The 19,347-nt window shown below is 61.8% G+C and carries 18 protein-coding genes and 1 pseudogene; 10 read left to right on the forward strand and 9 right to left on the reverse strand.

Annotated elements, in window-relative coordinates:
- Positions 1 to 84 precede the first annotated feature (84 nt).
- The 6 genes and pseudogenes from QMK47_RS21290 (at position 85) to QMK47_RS21315 (ending at position 7,230) form a co-directional block, all read left to right on the forward strand.
- Complete coding sequence (locus QMK47_RS21290; RefSeq protein WP_320389290.1) at positions 85 to 1,365, forward strand: glycerate kinase; 1,281 nt, start codon at positions 85 to 87, stop codon at positions 1,363 to 1,365.
- A pseudogene (pyk, locus tag QMK47_RS21295) lies at positions 1,355 to 2,770 on the forward strand (pyruvate kinase). Before QMK47_RS21290 ends, pyk begins: the two are co-directional and overlap by 11 nt.
- A gap of 122 nt (positions 2,771 to 2,892) precedes the next feature.
- Positions 2,893 to 3,795: an urea transporter gene (locus QMK47_RS21300; protein ID WP_258689070.1), complete on the forward strand. Its 903-nt coding sequence runs from the start codon at positions 2,893 to 2,895 to the stop codon at positions 3,793 to 3,795.
- A gap of 20 nt (positions 3,796 to 3,815) precedes the next feature.
- Positions 3,816 to 4,640 (forward strand): ion transporter, encoded by an 825-nt coding sequence (locus tag QMK47_RS21305; protein WP_214509640.1) that lies wholly within the window; start codon positions 3,816 to 3,818, stop codon positions 4,638 to 4,640.
- A gap of 93 nt (positions 4,641 to 4,733) precedes the next feature.
- The gene (locus QMK47_RS21310) at positions 4,734 to 5,732 is read left to right on the forward strand and encodes a sulfate ABC transporter substrate-binding protein (RefSeq protein ID WP_253477048.1); all 999 of its coding nucleotides are present in this window, start codon (positions 4,734 to 4,736) and stop codon (positions 5,730 to 5,732) included.
- Between the two features lie 295 nt (positions 5,733 to 6,027).
- A complete protein-coding gene (locus QMK47_RS21315; protein WP_320389291.1) occupies positions 6,028 to 7,230 on the forward strand; it encodes an MFS transporter in 1,203 nt (400 codons plus the stop codon).
- A gap of 60 nt (positions 7,231 to 7,290) precedes the next feature.
- On the opposite strand, the gene QMK47_RS21320 is transcribed toward QMK47_RS21315, so the two are convergent.
- The 4 genes from QMK47_RS21320 to QMK47_RS21335 all read right to left on the reverse strand — a co-directional run bounded on the left by QMK47_RS21320 (position 7,291) and on the right by QMK47_RS21335 (position 10,701).
- The gene (locus tag QMK47_RS21320; RefSeq protein WP_003204476.1) at positions 7,291 to 7,482 is read right to left on the reverse strand and encodes a PLDc N-terminal domain-containing protein; all 192 of its coding nucleotides are present in this window, start codon (positions 7,480 to 7,482) and stop codon (positions 7,291 to 7,293) included.
- A gap of 71 nt (positions 7,483 to 7,553) precedes the next feature.
- Positions 7,554 to 8,084 carry a hypothetical protein gene (locus tag QMK47_RS21325; protein ID WP_253477054.1) on the reverse strand — a complete coding sequence of 177 codons (531 nt, stop codon included), beginning with the start codon at positions 8,082 to 8,084 and terminating at the stop codon, positions 7,554 to 7,556.
- A 162-nt stretch (positions 8,085 to 8,246) separates the two neighbouring features.
- On the reverse strand, positions 8,247 to 8,768 hold the full coding sequence (locus tag QMK47_RS21330; RefSeq protein WP_320389292.1) for an ankyrin repeat domain-containing protein: 522 nt from the start codon (positions 8,766 to 8,768) through the stop codon (positions 8,247 to 8,249).
- 94 nt (positions 8,769 to 8,862) lie between these two features.
- A complete protein-coding gene (locus tag QMK47_RS21335; RefSeq protein WP_253477057.1) occupies positions 8,863 to 10,701 on the reverse strand; it encodes a long-chain-acyl-CoA synthetase in 1,839 nt (612 codons plus the stop codon).
- 355 nt (positions 10,702 to 11,056) lie between these two features.
- On the opposite strand from QMK47_RS21335, the gene QMK47_RS21340 reads away from it, so the two are divergent.
- A complete protein-coding gene (locus QMK47_RS21340) occupies positions 11,057 to 11,335 on the forward strand; it encodes a DUF3509 domain-containing protein (RefSeq protein WP_003204481.1) in 279 nt (92 codons plus the stop codon).
- Between the two features lie 959 nt (positions 11,336 to 12,294).
- Here the strand turns inward: QMK47_RS21340 and QMK47_RS21345 are convergent.
- The 4 genes from QMK47_RS21345 to aroC all read right to left on the reverse strand — a co-directional run bounded on the left by QMK47_RS21345 (position 12,295) and on the right by aroC (position 15,405).
- Positions 12,295 to 12,420 (reverse strand): hypothetical protein, encoded by a 126-nt coding sequence (locus QMK47_RS21345; RefSeq protein ID WP_256211728.1) that lies wholly within the window; start codon positions 12,418 to 12,420, stop codon positions 12,295 to 12,297.
- Positions 12,421 to 12,565: 145 nt separating this feature from the next.
- The gene (locus QMK47_RS21350; RefSeq protein ID WP_320389293.1) at positions 12,566 to 13,099 is read right to left on the reverse strand and encodes an acireductone dioxygenase; all 534 of its coding nucleotides are present in this window, start codon (positions 13,097 to 13,099) and stop codon (positions 12,566 to 12,568) included.
- 34 nt (positions 13,100 to 13,133) lie between these two features.
- Entirely contained in the window at positions 13,134 to 14,279 is a 1,146-nt protein-coding gene (locus tag QMK47_RS21355) for an MFS transporter (protein ID WP_320389294.1), read from the reverse strand.
- Between the two features lie 34 nt (positions 14,280 to 14,313).
- Complete coding sequence (gene aroC / locus QMK47_RS21360; protein ID WP_253477064.1) at positions 14,314 to 15,405, reverse strand: chorismate synthase; 1,092 nt, start codon at positions 15,403 to 15,405, stop codon at positions 14,314 to 14,316.
- Positions 15,406 to 15,547: 142 nt separating this feature from the next.
- Between aroC and QMK47_RS21365 the strand changes: the two genes are divergently transcribed.
- On the forward strand, positions 15,548 to 16,513 hold the full coding sequence (locus QMK47_RS21365) for an alpha/beta hydrolase (RefSeq protein WP_320389295.1): 966 nt from the start codon (positions 15,548 to 15,550) through the stop codon (positions 16,511 to 16,513).
- Positions 16,514 to 16,619: 106 nt separating this feature from the next.
- Positions 16,620 to 17,408: a hypothetical protein gene (locus QMK47_RS21370; protein ID WP_320389296.1), complete on the forward strand. Its 789-nt coding sequence runs from the start codon at positions 16,620 to 16,622 to the stop codon at positions 17,406 to 17,408.
- A 140-nt stretch (positions 17,409 to 17,548) separates the two neighbouring features.
- On the opposite strand, the gene prmB is transcribed toward QMK47_RS21370, so the two are convergent.
- On the reverse strand, positions 17,549 to 18,457 hold the full coding sequence (gene prmB / locus QMK47_RS21375; protein WP_253477072.1) for a 50S ribosomal protein L3 N(5)-glutamine methyltransferase: 909 nt from the start codon (positions 18,455 to 18,457) through the stop codon (positions 17,549 to 17,551).
- Between the two features lie 254 nt (positions 18,458 to 18,711).
- Between prmB and QMK47_RS21380 the strand changes: the two genes are divergently transcribed.
- Positions 18,712 to 19,302, forward strand: coding sequence for a cysteine hydrolase family protein (locus QMK47_RS21380; protein ID WP_253477075.1), 591 nt, complete (start codon positions 18,712 to 18,714; stop codon positions 19,300 to 19,302).
- The last annotated feature ends 45 nt before the right edge of the window (positions 19,303 to 19,347 follow it).

The following is a 19,347-nucleotide window of genomic DNA, read 5'->3' on the forward strand; positions in this document are numbered from 1 at the left end:
GAATGTAAAACCGCTATCGCGAGCAAGCTCGCTCCCACAGGTAACCAAGTCGCCTCAGCCAATAATAAAAATCGGGAGCCCGCCATGTCGGTCGATCCGCAACAACTGCTGCGCGAGCTGTTTGCCACAGCCATCGACGCGGCCCATCCGCAACACGTCCTTGAACGCTACCTGCCCAGCGACCGCAGCGGTCGGGTGATCGTCATCGGTGCCGGCAAGGCCGCGGCGGCCATGGCGCAAGTGGTCGAGCGCTGCTGGCAGGGCGAAGTGTCTGGCCTGGTGGTGACCCGCTACGGCCATGGCGCGCCCTGTCAGAAAATCGAAGTAGTGGAAGCCGCCCACCCGGTGCCTGATGCCGCAGGCCTGGCCGTGGCCCAGCGGGTGCTGGAAATGGTCAGCAACCTCAGCGAAGACGACCGGGTGATCTTCCTGCTGTCCGGCGGCGGTTCTGCCCTGCTGGCCTTGCCCGCCGAAGGCATCACCCTGGCCGACAAGCAATCGATCAACAAAGCCCTGCTTAAATCCGGCGCGACCATCGGCGAGATGAATTGCGTGCGCAAGCACCTCTCGGCGATCAAGGGCGGGCGCCTGGGCAAGGCCTGCTGGCCGGCGACGGTGTACACCTACGCGATCTCCGATGTGCCCGGGGATCTTGCCACGGTCATTGCCTCCGGCCCCACCGTGGCCGACCCCAGCACGTCGGCCGAAGCCCTGGCGATTCTCCAGCGCTACCGGATCGAGGTGCCGGCCTCAGTGCGCAACTGGTTGCACAGCCCGGCATCGGAAACCGTCAAGCCCGGCGACCCAAGCCTGGCCCGCAGCCACTTCCAATTGATCGCCCGCCCCCAGCAGTCATTGGAGGCCGCGGCAGTGAAGGCGCGCCAGGCCGGTTTCAGCCCATTGATCCTCGGTGACCTGGAAGGCGAATCCCGGGAGGTGGCGAAAGTCCACGCCGGCATCGCCCGGCAAATCGCCCTGCACGGCCAGCCACTGGCGACGCCGTGCGTGATCCTCTCCGGCGGCGAAACCACCGTCACCGTGCGCGGCGACGGTCGTGGCGGGCGCAATGCAGAATTCCTGCTGAGCCTGACCGACAGCCTCAAGGGTCATCCTGGCATCTACGCGCTGGCCGGCGACACCGACGGCATCGACGGTTCCGAAGACAACGCCGGTGCCCTCATGACCCCGGACAGTTATCGCCGCGCCGCCGCGCTGGGCCTGTGCGCCAGCGACGAGTTGGACAACAACAATGGCTACGGCTACTTCGCCGCCCTGGATGGGCTGATCGTCACCGAACCGACCCGCACCAACGTCAATGACTTTCGCGCCATCCTGATCCTCGAGAACCCCGAACATGACGCCTGATAAAAAGGTCAAGATCCTCGCGACCCTCGGCCCCGCCACCCGCGGCATCGATGACATCCGCGCGCTGGTACAGGCCGGCGTGAACATCTTCCGCCTGAACTTCAGCCACGGCGAGCATGCCGACCACGCCCAGCGCTACCAGTGGATTCGCCAGGTCGATCAGCAGCTCAATTACCCGCTGGGTATCCTGATGGACCTGCAAGGCCCGAAGCTGCGGGTCGGCCGGTTCGCCGACGGCAAGGTCCTGCTGCAACGCGGCCAGGCCCTGCGTCTGGACCTGGACCCGACGCCCGGCGATCAACGCCGGGTCAACCTGCCCCACCCGGAGATCATCGCGGCCCTGGAGCCCGGCATGGACCTGCTGCTGGACGACGGCAAGTTGCGCCTGCGCGTGACCGCCAGGCACAGCGACGCCATCGACACCGAGGTGCTCAACGGCGGCGAGCTGTCGGACCGCAAAGGCGTGAACGTGCCCCAGGCCGTGCTTGACCTGAGCCCGTTGACCAGCAAGGACCGGCGCGACTTGAGTTTCGGCCTGGAGCTGGGCGTGGACTGGGTGGCGTTGTCGTTCGTCCAACGTCCCGAGGACATCCGCGAGGCCCGGGCGCTGATCGGCGACAAGGCGTTCCTGATGGCAAAGATCGAGAAACCGTCGGCGGTGACCCAACTGCGGGAAATCGCCGAATTGAGTGACGCGATCATGGTTGCTCGCGGTGACCTGGGTGTCGAAGTCCCGGCCGAGAGCGTGCCGCAGATCCAGAAGAACATCATCGGCACCTGCCGCGCCCTCGGCAAACCGGTGGTGGTGGCGACGCAGATGCTCGAGTCGATGCGTTTCTCCCCGGCGCCCACCCGCGCCGAAGTCACCGACGTGGCCAACGCCGTGGCCGAGGGGGCCGATGCGGTGATGCTGTCGGCGGAAACCGCTTCAGGGGATTACCCCCTCGAAGCCGTGCAGATGATGAGCAAGATCATCCGCCAAGTGGAAAACGGCCCCGACTACCAGGCGCAATTGGACGTCAGCCGGCCGAAAGCCGAAGCCACGGTGTCGGACGCGATCAGTTGCGCGATCCGGCGTATCAGCAACGTGCTGCCGGTGGCGGTGCTGGTGAACTACAGCGAATCGGGCAGTTCCAGCCTGCGGGCGGCGCGGGAACGGCCGACGGTGCCGATCCTCAACCTCACGCCGAACCTGCAGGCCGCTCGCCGCCTGACAGTGGCCTAGGGCGTGCACTCGGTGGTCAACGATCGGTTGAAGCAAGTGGATGAAGTCTGTTCCACCGCCCTGGAAATCGCCCAGGCCCAAGGCATGGCCCAGCGCGGCGATACCTTGCTGATCACGGCGGGCGTGCCGTTCGGGCAGCCGGGGTCGACCAATTCGCTGCGCATTGAGACCCTGATCTAGCGGCTCTACTGGCCCCATCGCGAGCAAGCTCGCTCCCACAGGGTTTTGTGAATGCCACAAGTCCAGTGTGGGAGCGAGCTTGCTCGCGATGAAGTCGACTCAGTCCCTCTGACACACCTACTATGCCCAACACCCCCTGCCCCGACTGGGCCACCGCCCTGCTCAACGGCTTCAGCCAAGTCTTCCTCCAGCGCCATCCGTTGTGCGGCCTGCTGTGCCTGCTGGCGATCCTGCTCACTGCGCCCGCTCTGTTCGGCGGTGCGTTGCTGGGTGGGGTGGCCGGGTTGCTCACGGCCCAGCGACGCGGTTACGCCAAGGCCGACCGGCAAGCCGGGCTGTTCAGCTACAACGGCATCCTGCTGGGCTTGCTGCTGAGCCTCGCGTTGCCCTGGTCCGTCCTGTTGCCACCGTTGATCCTCGCCACAGGCGGTCTCAGCGCGATGCTGACCCAGCAATGGCTCAAGCGCACCCGAGGCCCTCGATGCCTGCCCGCCTACACCGCGCCTTTTGTAGGGTTGGCTTGGCTGCTGATGAGTTTCACCCTGCCGCCGCCCCCAACCACCTCGATTGAAATGACAGTACCCAACCTGCTGGCCGCGCATTTGAGCGGTCTGGGCCAGGTCATGTTTCTTGGCCACCCGGCGGCGGGTGCGCTGATCGCGGCGGGCCTGCTGCTGGCCGACCGTCGTGCCGCCGTTTGGGCATTGTTCGGTTCCGCCGCCGGCCTGGCCTTCGCCTTGTCGCAACATGAAAACGTAACCGCCCTTTGCGGGCTGGGTGGCTACAACCCGGTGTTGGTGGCGCTGGCCCTCAGCCAACAGCGCCGCCATGCCTGGCTGCCACTGGCGGGCATTCTCCTGGCGCTCATGCTTGCCCCAGGTTTTATCACCCTCGGCCTGCCTCCCCTGACGGCACCGTTCATCCTCGCGTGCTGGTTGATCCAGGCCACCGGCCGGGCGTGGCGCCAGGCCAACCTCGACAGCGCGCCTTGCGCTCTGCAGGGCAATCGCCCTAGGCTTCGCTGATTCCGGTTCAGGCGACGATTATGCAAAGCAGCAACAACTGGCGCGAACGCCTCTACGTGATCATTTTCCAGACCGACACCGTCGCCGGTCGACGCTTCGATAGCACCTTGCTGTTGATCATCCTCGCCAGCCTGGTGATCGTGATGCTCGACAGCATCGACAGCGTGCACAAAAACTACGCGGCCCTGCTGGCCGGTATCGAGTGGGGCTTCACCTTCGTCTTCATCGTCGAGTACGGCCTGCGCCTGTACTGCTCGCCCAAGCCGCTGCGCTATGCCTTCAGTTTCTACGGGCTGGTGGACCTGCTGGCGATCGTGCCGGGAATCCTGGCGCTGTACTACAGCGATGCCCAGTACCTGTTGATCATTCGGATCATCCGCATGCTGCGGATTTTCCGCGTGCTCAAGCTCAGTCCTTACCTCAAGCAAGCCAATTACCTGATGGCGGCGCTGCGGGGGAGCAAGCAGAAAATCATCGTGTTCCTGGTCAGCGTCTCGACCCTGGTGACCGTCTTCGGCACGCTGATGTACGTCATCGAAGGTCCCGAGCATGGCTTTACCAGCATTCCCAAGGGCATCTATTGGGCTATCGTGACACTCACCACCGTGGGCTTCGGCGACATCGTGCCCAAGACGCCGCTGGGCCAGGTGGTGTCATCCCTGGTAATGATCACCGGCTATTCGATCATCGCCGTGCCGACGGGTATTTTCACGGCTGAACTGGCCACCGCCATGCGCGGCGACCAGCTCCAGCACGATTGCCCGGTGTGCAGCAAAAACAACCACGAACACGGTGCCGCTTTCTGCTCCCGTTGTGGCAATGCGCTGTTTAAGAAATTGGAATAAGCAAAGCACTTTTTGATGCTTGAAGGTCTATAGGCTTGCAGCTAGTGTGCTGGCTAATTGCCCGGAACCCCCGTTGATAAAAAGGAATTCGTAGTGAAGAACTTCTTTGGCGCCGCCCTTCTCGCCACTGGCCTGACCTTTGGCAGCCTGGCCCACGCCGCCCCGACCCTGCTCAACGTTTCCTACGACGTGATGCGCGATTTCTACAAGGACTACAACGCAGCCTTCCAGAAGCACTGGCAGGCCGAGCACAACGAAAACATCACCGTGCAAATGTCGTTCGGCGGCTCCAGCAAGCAGGCGCGCTCGGTGATCGACGGCCTGCCGGCAGATGTCATCACCATGAACATGGCGACCGACATCAACGCCCTGGCGGACAACGGCAAACTGGTGCCCGAGAACTGGGTCACCCGCCTGCCGAACAACAGCGCGCCGTTCACCTCGGCCACGGTGTTCATCGTGCGCAAAGGCAACCCGAAAGCCTTGAAGGACTGGCCTGACCTGCTCAAGGACGGTGTGCAGGTGATCGTGCCCAACCCGAAAACCTCCGGCAACGGTCGCTACACCTACCTCTCGGCCTGGGGTTACGTGCTGAAAAATGGCGGTGACGAGAACAAGGCCAAGGCCTTCGTCGGCAAACTGTTCAAGCAGGCGCCGGTACTGGACACCGGCGGTCGCGCCGCGACGACCACTTTCATGACCAACCAGATCGGCGACGTGCTGGTGACCTTTGAAAACGAAGCAGAAATGATCGCCCGCGAATTCGGCCGCGACCAGTTCGAGGTGATCTACCCGAGCGTTTCCGCCGAAGCCGAGCCACCGGTCAGCGTGGTCGACAAAGTCGTCGAGAAAAAAGGCTCCCGCGAAGCCGCCGAAGAGTATCTCAAGTACCTGTGGTCGCCCGAAGGCCAGGAAATCGCCGCCGCCAACTACCTGCGCCCACGGGACCCGGCGGTACTGGCCAAATACACCGACCGCTTCCCGAAAGTGGACTTCCTGTCGGTGGAAAAAACCTTCGGCGACTGGCGCACGGTGCAGAAGACTCACTTCAATGACGGTGGGGTTTTCGACCAGATCTACAGCGGGCAGTGAGGCGCTGATTCGAATAAAAGGGCGACCTCCGGGTCGCCTTTTTCATTCATCGGTGGGTAGGGAGGCTTTTGTGGCGAGGGAGCTTGCTCCCGCTGGGCGCGCATCGGCCCCATTCTGGCGGTTGCTGCGCAACCGAGCGGGAGCAAGCTCCCTCGCCACAAGAGCACTCCCTTATCTCCTGTGGTGCTGCCTATCATCAACCGCAGGCATGACAGCTATCGATCACAAGCCCTGTTCCTGCCCCCTCTAAGTCTTTAGCCTCACGCCATCCTTCCAATTGATCGACGAGATTGCCATGAGTGCTCATTCACCTACCTCACCCGGCAGCCCGCTGACCCGCGGCATGGTCCTGCTCTTCGCCTTCTGCTGCGGTGCCATCGTCGCCAACATCTACTACGCCCAACCGATCATTGAACTGATCGCTCCCGACGTCGGCCTGAGCAGCACCATGGCCAGCCTGATCGTTTCGCTGACCCAGATCGGTTATGCCTTGGGCCTGTTTTTCCTGGTGCCACTGGGGGACTTGCTGGAAAACCGTCGGCTGATGATCATCACCACCGTGGTGGCGATTGCCAGTTTGTTAGGGGCAGCGTTCACCGATCAACCGAACGTATTCCTGCTGGTTTCGCTGTTGGTGGGGTTCAGCTCGGTGTCGGTACAAGTCCTGATTCCGCTGGCCGCACACCTGGCGCCGGAGGAGACCCGGGGTCGGGTCGTGGGTGGGATCATGGGCGGCCTGCTGTTGGGGATCCTGCTGGCGCGGCCAGTCTCCAGCGTGGTGGCCGATCACTTCGGCTGGCGGGCCATGTTCATCATCGCCGCCGCGTTGATGGCCGCCATCTGCATCGTCCTGGCACTGACCGTGCCCAAGCGCCAGCCCGACCACAGCGCCTCTTATGGCCAACTGCTGGGCTCGCTCGGCACCCTGCTGCGTCAACAACCGCTGTTGCGGCAACGGGCGTTCTACCAGGCCTGCCTGTTTGCCACGTTCAGCCTGTTCTGGACCGCCGTGCCGCTGGAACTGTCACGCAACCATGGCCTGTCCCAGACTGAAATCGCCTTGTTCGCCCTGGTCGGTGCCATTGGTGCCATCGCCGCGCCCATCGCCGGTCGCCTGGCGGATGCCGGCCATACCCGCATCGCATCGCTGCTGGCGATGCTGTTCGCCAGCCTGAGTTTCCTGCCGACGTTCATCCATCCGCTCTACAGCGTGATCGGCCTGGCGGTGACCGGCGTGGTCCTGGATTTCTGTGTGCAGATGAACATGGTCCTGGGCCAGCGCACCATCTATGCCCTCGATGCCAAGAGTCGCAGCCGGCTGAATGCGCTGTACATGACCAGCATCTTCGTCGGTGGCGCCTTCGGCTCATCGATTGCCAGTGCGGTGTACGAACACGGCGGCTGGTTGTGGGTGGTGATTGTCGGCAGTGCCTTCCCACTGTTGGCCTTGCTGCGCTTCTTGAGCACCTCGCGCAAGCAGTCCCTGGCTACGGCCTGAATACCCCACGCATAAAAAAGCCCGGTCGCCTTCAGCGCCCGGGCTTTTTGGTGGAGCGTGTCAAATCCGCACGTTGCCACGCGGCCCGGCAATCGCCCAGATGATCAGGCCCAGTACCGGCAACAGCAGGATCAGCAGCACCCAGAGGATTTTCATCCCGGTTTCCGCGCCACTCTTGAGTACGTTGATGATCGCCCAGATATCGAGCGCCAGGATGATCAGGCCGACCAGGCCGTTGAAAGTGGAACCCATGGTGTCGCTCCCAAATGGTGATGTGCACACTTAGGATAGCGGGCCCCAGGCAAGGGTTCCGTTTTATTGCTTCAGACGTGGACCGCGACCTTGAGGGCTTCCAGGGACGGCGTGGCAGCAATGCCGACCTCGGCACACAGCTCCAGCACCCGCGGCACGTCGTTGCCGTACACCAGCACCATTTGCAATTCATCGTCGAGCAATTGGCTGAAGTTCATCAGCACGTAGCCGCCGTTTTCCTTGTTCAGGCTGCTCATCTGGATCTGGATGCGGTTCAGCGCGGTCAGGGCTTCGGTTTTCGCCAGTTGCTTGGGCTTGAGGTTGAACGCCACGCCGGGGCCGAACGAGGCGACGATCTGTTCGAACAGGTCCACGTAGGTGTCGGCCTGGAACAGCACGGTGTCCGGCAGGCTGCCCACCACGATCCACTCACCCAACGGGATCGGGAACGTGTCGTCGTAGTTGATATCGGGGTTGGCCGCCAGGAAAGCCATCGGATCGGCGTAGGCCTGGGCCGCTTCGTCAGCGATTTTCGCGATGTCCGCCTCGCCGAGGCAGCCGGAGCTGATTTTACCGATGAGTTCGATGAGGGCGGCTTTCATGGGGTGAATCCTGTGGCGAAGGGTGTTTTGAGGGCGGGCAGGATAACGCATCATATCGGTCCGTAGGAGCTGCCGAGCGAAGCGAGGCTGCGATCTTTTGATCTTTCACTTGAGATTCAACTGTCAGGGAAAAGATCGCAGCCTCGCTTCGCTCGGCAGCTCCTACAGGGCCAACAACTTTTCCAACTGCGCCGTGGTGTCCACCGCGCCCATGGTCTTGGCGGCATCGAGAGCCGAGACGCCGTTGGCATCCTTGGCTTTCGGGTCGGCACCTTTGCCGATCAGGTAGTCGACGATTTCCACGCGGTTGAACATCGCCGCCATCATCAGCGCGGTACGACCATCGAAGGAGGCGCCTTCCACTTGCGCGCCGCCATCCACCAACGCCGAAACCACTGCCAGGTCGCCCTTGAATGCCGCGCCGGCAATCGGGCTCTGGCCGTTGTCGTTGCGGATTTCCGGATCGGCCTTGTGCTCCAGCAACACCTTCACCGTTTCCACATGCCCGTGGTAAGCGGCCAGCATCAACAAGGTGTCGCCCTTGTGGTTACGCAGGTTGGGCGGCAGGCCCTTGCTCAGCAACGCAGCCATCATGGCCGCATCACCCTGGCGTGCGACGTTGAACACCTGCTCGGCAAACTCCGCAGCCTCTTCCGGGGTCATCTGGCGGCTTGTATCGGACATGGGAAACTCCACTCGGGTCTTCGCAAAGCGGCTAGTTTCCCGAGGGACCCGGGCGCTGTCATCCCTTTTTTCACTGTGCCCGTCATAGCCAGAATCAATAACGCAATTGTCCGCCCTGAATCCGAACGGCCAACTGCCGATCCACCCGCACGTAAGTATCGGTGCCCGGCAGCCAGGCGAAGATCGGCTCATCCCCGGTAACGCATGGGTCGAACGCTTCGGCCTTGAGGCGGGTCTTCTGGTACTTGAAGGTGCCGGTGGTGTCCATTTTCACCTTGATACGCAGGAACAGCGGCACGGCATAGGCAGGCAGCTTGCATTGCAGAAACTGCAACAACTCGCTGAAATCCAGGGTCGCCAGGGATTCGGACGGGGTGATTGCCGCCATGCCGGCACGGCCATTGGTGCCATTGATCTCCACGCCATAGGCCACCGCCTCGGCCACCTGCGGATGTTGCAGCAGCACATTTTCAACTTCCGTGGTGGAGACGTTTTCGCCTTTCCAGCGATAGGTATCGCCGAGTCGATCAACGAACTGCCCATGCCCGAAACCAATGTTGCGCAACAGGTCTCCGGTATTGAAGTAACGGTCGCCCGGGGCAAAGACATCCCTGCAGATGGTTTTTTCGGTCAAGGCCTGATCGGTGTAGCCATCCAGTGGCGCCTTCTCGTCGATCCGCGCCAGCAACAGGCCCGGTTGGCCCCTGGGCACTTTTTGCATGCGACCTTGCAGGTTGCGCACCGGCAGGCCGCTGGCATGGTCGTACTGCACCAGCTCCCAGCCCATCAGGGAAAACCCGATGGTGTTGTCGAAATTCAGGATGTTGGTGAAACCGATATTACCGTCGCTGGCGGCATACAGCTCACAGATATGGTCGATGCCAAACCGGATCTTGAAGGTCGACCAGGCCCCGGGCCGCAGGCCGTTGCCGATCATTTTCTTCACACCGTGGTGACGGTCATCGGCAGCGGCAGGCTGGTCGATCAGGTAGCGGCACAACTCACCGACATAACCCAGCGTGGTCGCCCGGTAACGGCGCACGTCGCTCCAGAACTGACTGGCGCTGAACTTGCGCCGAATCGCGAACCCCGATGCCCCACAGATCGCCGCGCCCCAGCACACGCACAGGCCGGTGGCGTGGTACAGCGGCAACGTGCAATACACGACATCGTCGGGCTGCATGTCCAAGGCGATCAGGCCGAAGCTGGTGGACGTGCGCATCCAGCGACCATGGCGAAACACCCCGGCCTTGGGCAGCCCGGTGGTGCCCGAGGTGTAGAGATAAAAACACGGGTCGTTGCAGAAGACCTGCCGACTGCACGCCGGGTTATCGCTTGGGTAATCCTCGCTGCCAGCCATCAGGTCGATGAAACCGGACGGGGCATAAGACGAGATTTCGACCCTGTCCTGATCCGCCAGCCACCAGGTCCTGCTGCTCGACAGAGTGGTTCGCTCTCGTATGTCGTTGAAGGCCGCAACCCGTTCATCCCCGACCACCACCGCGACCGGGTTGACCAGGGCCAGGCTGTGCACCAGTGCGTCGCCGGTTTGCGAGGTGTTGAGCATGGCACTGACCGCGCCAACCTTGGCCATCGCCAGCACGCTGATCAACAGCTGTGGCCGGTTCTCGATGAATATCGCCACGCAATCGCCCTTGCCGATGCCTTGGGCCAGCAGGTAATGGGCGATGCGATTGGCCTGCGCGTTGACCTGTGCATAACTCAACACCGTCTCGCCGCACAGCAGTGCCGGGCCCTGGGGATTGCGTTGCGTGGCCTGTTCGAAACACCAGCCCAGGCCGCAAGGCTGGGTCGAGTCCTGGACGTTGGCCTGCTTCATGCCCTTGACGATCCGGGGGACGGCTTTGGCAATGGCAGGCAGCTTGCGCAGCATCATGCCCCAGGTAATCGCGTCGCTGGGTGTTCGACTCATGGTGATCTTCCCCGTTCGACCGCGTGGGTCTCGGTTCTTGTTGTCGGGCAGCAGGTGATTGGGCTCGAAAGTACGCCGGCGATTGCGGCGCTGTACACGCGGTTTTTGCAATGTTTTGTATCCGCTGCCCGATATAGGCGAAGCGTGAGCGCCGCAAAACGATTTGGTTCCAAAAATCATTGGCCGACCACGCAAAATGCAGGATGCACGATGGCTATTCATGCAAGATGCACGAAATCAAAAATGCAGGAAAAATATAACTAACTGTTTTTTAAGGGTTTTATACAAAGCCGAATGCTGGCACAGACAGTGCAACTTCCCCTCCACGGTTTGCCATACCATGGAGCAGTCAACTATGAACATGATTCAAGAAAAGTTTGCGTCCCTGTTTTCCAACTACGAAGTGACCACCCAGCCCCGCCCGGATGGCGGCATTCTGCTGACCTTGCGCAATAGCGACGGCAAGCTGTTCAAACGCACGATTTCCTATGCTCAACTGCACGCTGGGGATCAGTTGTCCTGGGCGATCAGCGCGATTCGTCGTGACCTGGCTGAACAGGCTAGCGAGTTGCCACAGATCACCTTGTTGCAGAGCCAGCATCGGTTTGCTTTGCCGACTTACCATAGCGCTTGAGCCTGCTGGAAAAACGCGGTGCTGCTTGCTTGAAAAAACGGCGCTTCTTTCAGAAATGGGAAGCGCCGTTTTTTTTGCGCATTCTTTTGGGCGAGCCCGCTTTTGGTTTTAGTGTGTATATCCGTTTCTTCGGTAATGGCTGCTGACGGTTCCGCTCTTACAGCGGGTCACTTTCGAAAAGCGCGAAAGTAACCAAAGCGCTCATGCCCCACCACTTGGTGCCTCGCCTAGGCTCGGCATGCCCTCACTCCGGCATTGCTCCGTGGGCCCGCCGCGAAGGGGCCATCCATGGCCCAGCGCGGCTATCCCGGCATCCATGCCGGGATGCCCCTCCACAATGCCTGCGTTCGGCCAGCGTGGTTAACGGGGCGCCCGAGATCAACGTCCACGCCGAGGCGGCCTAACAGCCGACCTGGCTCTCCCGGTCGTACACCCGTTAGATCTGTGGGAGCAAAGCTTGCTCGCGAAAGCGCTGGGTCAGTTTGCGGTGATGTTGGATATTGCCGGCCTCATCGCGAGCAAGCCCGCTCCCACAGGGGATCTTGGATGTTCATGAGTTATGTGTTCACTGCAGCCCATTGTGGGAGCGAGCCTGCTCGCGAAGGCGCTGGGTCAGTTTGCGGTGATGTTGAATGTGCCGGCCTCATCGCGAGCAAGCTCGCTCCCACAGGGGATCTTGGATGTTCATGAGTTATGTGTTCACTGCAGCCCATTGTGGGAGCGAGCCTGCTCGCGAAGGCGATGTCACAGTCGATGAAGATGTTGGATGTGCCGGCCTCATCGCGAGCAAGCTCGCTCCCACAGGTTTTGCGGTGCACATGGATTTTGTATCTGATGAAGATCCAATGTGGGAGCGAGCTTGCTCGCGATAGCAGTAGCTCAGCCACATAAAAATGCCGGACATGCCCCGCTCTTGCTTTGCTTTGGATCTCGATCTTGATCTTGATCTGGGCGCCCCGTTAAACCACGCTGGCCGAACGCAGGCATTGCGCAGTGGGCATCCCGGCATGGATGCCGGGATAGCCGCGCTGGGCCATGGATGGCCCTTCGCGGCGGCCCACGGAGCAATGCCGGAGTGAGGGCATGCCGAGCCTAGGCGAGGTGCCGAGTGGTGGGGCAAAGCGTTTTTGCTTACTTTTGGCGCTCTTCCAAAAGTGAGCCGCCGTAAGGGCGGAACCATAAGCCGCCGTTACCGAAATAACGGATATACACACCCCCTAAGAACGCAGGTCAATCCTCCAAACGAGGAAACCGCCGAGCAATATCATCCCCCGTAACCTCAGCAACCAACCCCTGCAAATCACCAGACAAACGAATCGTAACGAAATGCGGCCGCTCCCCCCCGTCAAACCAATGCGGCATACCAGCTGGCACCGTTATCAAGTCGCTCCTTTCACACAGCACCGCATAGACATAATCCCCAACGTGCAGGTTAAACAAGCCACGACCAGCAACGAAAAATCGCACTTCATCCTGGCTATGGCGATACTCATGGAGCTCCCCAGCCTGTTCCGGATGATCACTGCTGACACTGACGACATCGACTGCCACATAACCCCGCTCAGTCATCAACCCATCGATCCGAGCCTGGTAAGCCGCAATGATGCCCTCCTCACTGGCACCCGGCTGGATTTTCACCGCAGCTTCCCAACGGGCAAAGTGGATACCTTGTTCAGCCAGGGTCGCGGCGATGTCCTCGACGTGGGTCAACACCTTGTTCGGGATGTCAGGACTCGAAACGTGATAGACGGACAGGCTGCTCATGACAAAGGCTCCAGCAAATTAACGGTTCGAAGGCTCATGGCCGGTCCTCTTGCATACGTGTGGCAATGATAACGGCTGCCGCGAAAGCCGCGAGGCTGGCGAGACTGAACGTCCAACTGGCACCCAAGGTGTTCCAGCTATAGCCGGAATACAACGCGCCCAAGGCCCCGCCCGTGCCGGCCAGCGCCGCATATAGCGCCTGCCCCTGGCCTTGCTGGCGAGGCCCGAAGCTGCGTTGCACAAAATGGATGGCCGCGGCGTGAAAGCTGCCGAAGGTCGCCGCATGCAGCACCTGGGCGAACAACAATACCCAGAGAAACTCGGCCAGCGAGCCCAACAACAACCAACGCAACGCCGCCAGCAGGAAGCTCGCCAGCAGCACCCGGCGCACGGAAAACCGCGTCAGGATCCGGCTCATCAGCAGGAAGACCAAAACTTCCGCCACCACGCCAAGGGCCCAGAGCAGGCCGATCAACCCGCGACTGTAGCCCAGGTGTTCGAGGTGCAAGGTCAGGAAGGTGTAATACGGCCCGTGGCTCACCTGCATCAGGCCCACACAGGTATAGAACGCCAGCACGCCAGGGTTGCGCAGTTGCCGCAGGAAGCCCTCCCCCGCGATGCGCGGCCCCTGCAGTGGCTGGGCGTTGGGCACCCAGAAGCTGGCGAGCACGATGCCGGCCATGATCAACACCAGCGCCACCGGGTAGATATCCAGGCTCAGCCATTCGAACAAGCGGCCGAGCACGACCACGGTGATGATGAAACCGATGGAACCCCACAGGCGGATCTGGCTGTAGCGCGAGGCCTGCCCGCCCAGATGGGCCAGGGTAATGACTTCGAACTGCGGCAACACCGCGTGCCAGAAGAACGCATGCAGCGCCATGACCATCGCCAGCCAGGCGTAGCTTTTATCGATGAAGATCAGCGAGAAGGCCAGCAGCGTGCAGATCGCGCCAAAACGCACGATCGCCAGGCGCCGGCCGGTGTAGTCCCCCAGCCAGCCCCAGATGTTCGGCGCCACGCAGCGCATCAGCATGGGAATCGCCACCAGCTCGCCGATGCGCGCCGCACTGAACCCCAGGTGATCGAAATACAGCGCCAGGAACGGCGCCGTCGAACCGAGCAGCGCGAAATAGAACAGATAGAAACTGGAGAGCCGCCAGTACGGCAGTGCCGCCACGGTCGTCAGGCCACGGCGGTCGGCAGGCCAACCATCAAAGCTGCCCCAGCACCGGAGTGCTGACGCGAACGTCGGCGTTCTGGCCGCGATGACGCAGCAGGTGATCCATCAGCACGACGGCCATCATCGCCTCGGCGATGGGCGTGGCACGGATGCCGACGCACGGGTCATGACGGCCCTTGGTGATGACGTCCACCGGGTTGCCATGGATGTCGATGGAGCGGCCCGGCGTGGTGATGCTGGACGTTGGCTTCAAGGCCAGGTGCGCCACGATTGGCTGGCCCGAGGAAATGCCGCCAAGGATGCCGCCGGCATTGTTGCTCAGGAAACCTTGCGGAGTCAGTTCGTCACGGTGCTCGGTGCCGCGCTGGGCGACACAGGCGAAACCGGCGCCGATCTCCACGCCTTTTACCGCGTTGATGCTCATCAGCGCGTGGGCCAGCTCAGCGTCGAGGCGGTCGAAGATCGGCTCGCCAAGGCCCGGCATCACCCCTTCAGCGACCACGGTGATCTTCGCACCGACCGAATCCTGGTCCCGGCGCAGTTGGTCCATGTAGGCCTCGAGTTCCGGCACCTTGTCCGGGTCGGGGCAGAAAAAGGCGTTCTGCTCCACCGAGTCCCAGGTCTTGAACGGGATTTCGATGGGGCCCAACTGGCTCATGTAGCCACGGATGACGATGCCCTGGCTGGCCAGGTATTTCTTGGCGATCGCCCCGGCCGCCACGCGCATGGCGGTTTCCCGCGCCGAGCTGCGACCGCCGCCACGGTAGTCGCGCTCACCGTATTTGTGGTGGTAGGTGTAGTCGGCGTGGGCCGGGCGGAACAGGTCCTTGATGGCCGAGTAGTCCTTGGACTTCTGGTCGGTGTTGCGAATCAACAGGCCGATGGCGCAGCCGGTGGTGCGCCCTTCGAACACGCCGGAGAGGATTTCGACTTCATCGGCTTCCTGGCGCTGGGTGGTGTGGCGGCTGGTGCCGGGCTTGCGGCGGTCCAGGTCACGTTGCAGGTCGTCCAGGGAAATCTCCAGGCCCGGCGGGCAGCCGTCGACAATGGCGACCAACGCCGGGCCATGGCTTTCGCCCGCGGTGGTGACAGTGAACAGCTTGCCGTAGGTATTGCCGGACATGCAGGGTGCTCCGTGAAATCGCTGAGAGACTCAACCTTGGATTCGTAATGCGCGCCAGTATACGCAGGCTCCCCGCGTAGTTCATCCTCGAACCTTATCGGCGACCACCAGTCCAACCGGCACCTTCGCAACTAATGGCGTGATGATGTTAAAGCTGCTTGCCTTAAGCCTTACTTTGTTCACCGGCCTGTTTTGCGGCCTGGCCCAGGCCACGGTGCTGCAACGCCCGATCAGCCTCGACACGGGCAATGGTGAGCTTTTCGGCTCGTTGTTGCTGCCCAAGTCCGACACGCCGGTGCCGGTTGTCCTGATCATTTCCGGGTCAGGTCCTACGGATCGCGACGGCAACAACCCCGAGGGCGGGCGCAACGACAGCCTCAAGCGCCTGGCCTGGGTCCTGGCCAGGCACAACATTGCCAGCGTGCGTTATGACAAGCGCGGCGTAGCGGCCAGCCTCGCGGCGACACCGGACGAACGCAACCTGAGCGTCGAGGCCTATGTGGCCGATGCCGTGGCCTGGAGCCACAAGCTCGCCGCCGATCCGCGCCTGGGCCCGTTGATCCTGCTGGGCCACAGTGAAGGCGCGTTGATCGCCAGCCTCGCCGCGCCCCAGGCCAACGCGGCGGCGGTGATTTCGCTGTCTGGCAGCGCCCGGCCGATCGACCAGGTGCTGCGCCAACAACTGAGCAACCGCCTGCCACCGCCGCTGATGTTGCGCAGCAACGAGTTGCTCGACAGCCTCAAGGCCGGTCGGCTCGACGATAACGTGCCGGCACAGTTGCAGGTCATTTTCCGCCCCAGCGTACAGCCCTACCTTATCTCGTTGTTCCGCCAGGACCCGGCCCGGGCCTTCGCAGCATTGAAAGTGCCAGCCTTGATCACCCAGGGCAGCAACGATATCCAGGTCAGCGTCGATGACGCCAGGCAGTTGAAAGCCGCCAAGCCCGACGCTGAATTGGCGCTGATCGAGGGCATGAACCACGTGATGCGTATCGTGCCCAACGACGTGAAACGGCAACTGGCGTCCTACAAGGATCCCAATCTGCCCCTGGCGGCCGAGCTCGGTGCGCGAGTTCTGCGTTTTATTGACTCGTTAGCCGCGCGTTAGGCGGTTTTAGTCGATTTAGCTTCAGGACTGGCAAAAACGGCCGATAGCCCGGTGTCGGGCAGCGCTATGGCTGCCGACCAGCCGGCCTGGACAGGATTTTGCCGTTATGACTGAAACTCAAGCTTCCCCCGACACCGCCGCCGAAGCCCCCGCCTCGCCTGCGGTAGAGCTGCCGTGGGCCGACGTGCATACCGAGCATCACAAAATGCTCCGGCTGGCGCCGCTCAAGACCGACCGCGCCACCGGTGCGCGGCCATTGCGGTTTGTCGAGTTCAGCTATGCCGAGCGCCACAGCAAGGAACGCAGCCTGCTGCGCATGAGCATCCTGTTGCCGAACCAGCGCGTGCGCAAGGAACAGAATCACTTGGACGTCTGGGCCGACCACGTCGAGAAACGCTTGTTTTTTTCCCCGGACAACCTGCAAGTCGAGCCGTCCAACCGTGGCATCGGCCGTTTCCTGGCGGCCCAGGGTATTACCTGGGCCAAGAAACGCTGGTCGGCCTACCAGGTGCACGGCACCGACCTGGATAACAAGGACGCCCTGAACGAAGACACTCGCCTGCGCCGCGACCGCTTTCTCAAGGCCCTGGGTTTCGAGGTGGTCTACGCCGACGCCCAGCACCTCAAGGGCAGCGTCAAGCCAACCCACGTTGGCGACCTGCTCGGAGACTGGAACACCGAGAAGCTGCAGTTCGTGGAAATCCTTGAAGCGGCGCAGATGCTGCAACAGGCCGAGCAGAACCTGGCGGAACAGGAAGTCAAACTCAAGCAGCAGGACGAAAAGGTCACCAAGTTCAAGCGCGAAGACGCCGGCCTGCGCTTCACCATCACCTGCCTGGTGGCCTTCGCCATGTTCCAGGCGGGATTGCTGATCTGGATTGCGACACGGCACTAAGCCCGACAGCGCCTGAATAACCCTGTGGGAGCGAGCTTGCTCGCGATAGCGGTGAATCAGCCAACTTCAATGCTGCTGATCCGACGCCATCGCGAGCAAGCTCGCTCCCACAGTGGGTGTGTCCAGATGGATAAGGGGGATCAAACCCGCGAAGCAAACAATCCCTGGTGCTGGCGGCACTGTTCGGCGCTGAGCATGAACACGCCATGGCCACCGCGTTCGAAGTCGAGCCAGGCGAAATCGACTTCCGGGTACAACGCCTCGACGTGCACCTGGCTGTTGCCCACCTCGACAATCAACAATCCCTTCTCGGTCAGATGATCGGCCGCCTCGGCCAGCATTCGGCGCACCAGGTTCAAGCCGTCATCGCCACAGGCCAGGCCCAGCTCCGGCTCATGCTGGTATTCCTGCGGCATGTCGGCGAAATCTTCCGCATCGACGTAGGGCGGGTTCGACACGATCAAGTCGAAACGTTGCCCCGGCAGACCGTCGAAGCCATCGCCCTGGACCGTGAACACGCGCTCGTCGACGCCATGGCGCTCGATGTTCTGGTTGGCTACTTCCAGCGCTTCGAACGACAGGTCGGCCAGCACCACCTCGGCCTCCGGGAACTCATAGGCACAGGCAATGCCAATGCAGCCGGAACCGGTGCACAGATCAAGAATTCGTGCCGGTTCCTGGCCCAGCCACGGCTCGAAATGCTTTTCGATCAACTCGCCGATGGGTGAGCGCGGAATGAGCACGCGCTCGTCGACGATGAAAGACATCCCGCAGAACCAGGCCTCACCTAACAGGTAGGCTGTCGGGATGCGCTCGGCAATACGCCGACGCAGCAGACGCTGCACATGGACCAACTCTTCGTCTTCAAGACGGCAGTCCAGGTAGCTGTCGGCAATTTCCCATGGCAGGTGCAAAGCGCCCAACACCAGTTGCCGGGCTTCGTCCCACGCATTGTCGGTGCCATGACCGAAAAACAGATCCTCCCCATGGAAACGGCTGACGGCCCAACGGATATGGTCGCGCAGGGTACGGAGACGGGAAGTGATCACGGCGGCAAACTCCAGAAAAATCGACGGGCGAGTCTACCAGCCAAACGCGGCCCCACCCAAACACGCCCCGATGACGAACGAAAAACCCCGGACCAATCGTAGGAATTATCCGTTTTTTGATCCGCCTATTGAACAAGACGAGCATCTTGACAAGGCTGTAGGCCAGCAACGGCGGCCCTTGCGATGGAAGCGATTCACAGAACCGCTCAGCCAGAGGAGAATGTCGCAAAAGCCCCACTCGAAGGAGCCCCAGAATGTCCGTTCCAAAAACGATGTTTCAACTCAGCGGCCGTGGTTATGCAGCGGCCAACCTGAGTCAAGCGACCCTGATCATCATCGATGCCCAGAAAGAATACCTCGCCGGCCCCCTGGCCCTGAGCGGCATGGATGCAGCCGTCGCGAACATCAAGCAATTGCTCGGTGCGGCCCGTGCAGCCGGTCGGCCGATCGTGCATGTGCGCCACCTGGGCACCCATGGCGGGCTGTTCGATCCACAAGGCGAGCGCGGGGAGTTCATTCCCGGCCTCGAACCCCAGGCCGACGAAACCGTGATCGAAAAGCTGCTGCCCAGCGCGTTCCACGGCACCGAGTTGAAAAAGCGCCTGGAAGACTTCGGCCCCCTGGACCTGATCGTGTGCGGGTTCATGAGCCACTCCAGCGTCAGCACCACCGTGCGTGCCGCCAAGAACCTGGGCTTTCGCTGTACCCTGGTGGAAGATGCCTGTGCCACGCGCGACCTGCCGTACAAGGGCGGCGTCCTCAGTGCCGAACACGTTCAGCAGACCGAAATGGCGATCATGGCGGACAACTTCGCCACCCTGGCGTTGACCCGCGACTTCACCTGATGTCCTTCGATGAGCGGCCCGTGACGCCGCTCATCCGCAAAAGCC

Origin of the sequence: Pseudomonas sp. P9_35, from assembly GCF_034008205.1 — a bacterium.
GTDB lineage: Bacteria > Pseudomonadota > Gammaproteobacteria > Pseudomonadales > Pseudomonadaceae > Aquipseudomonas > Aquipseudomonas kilonensis.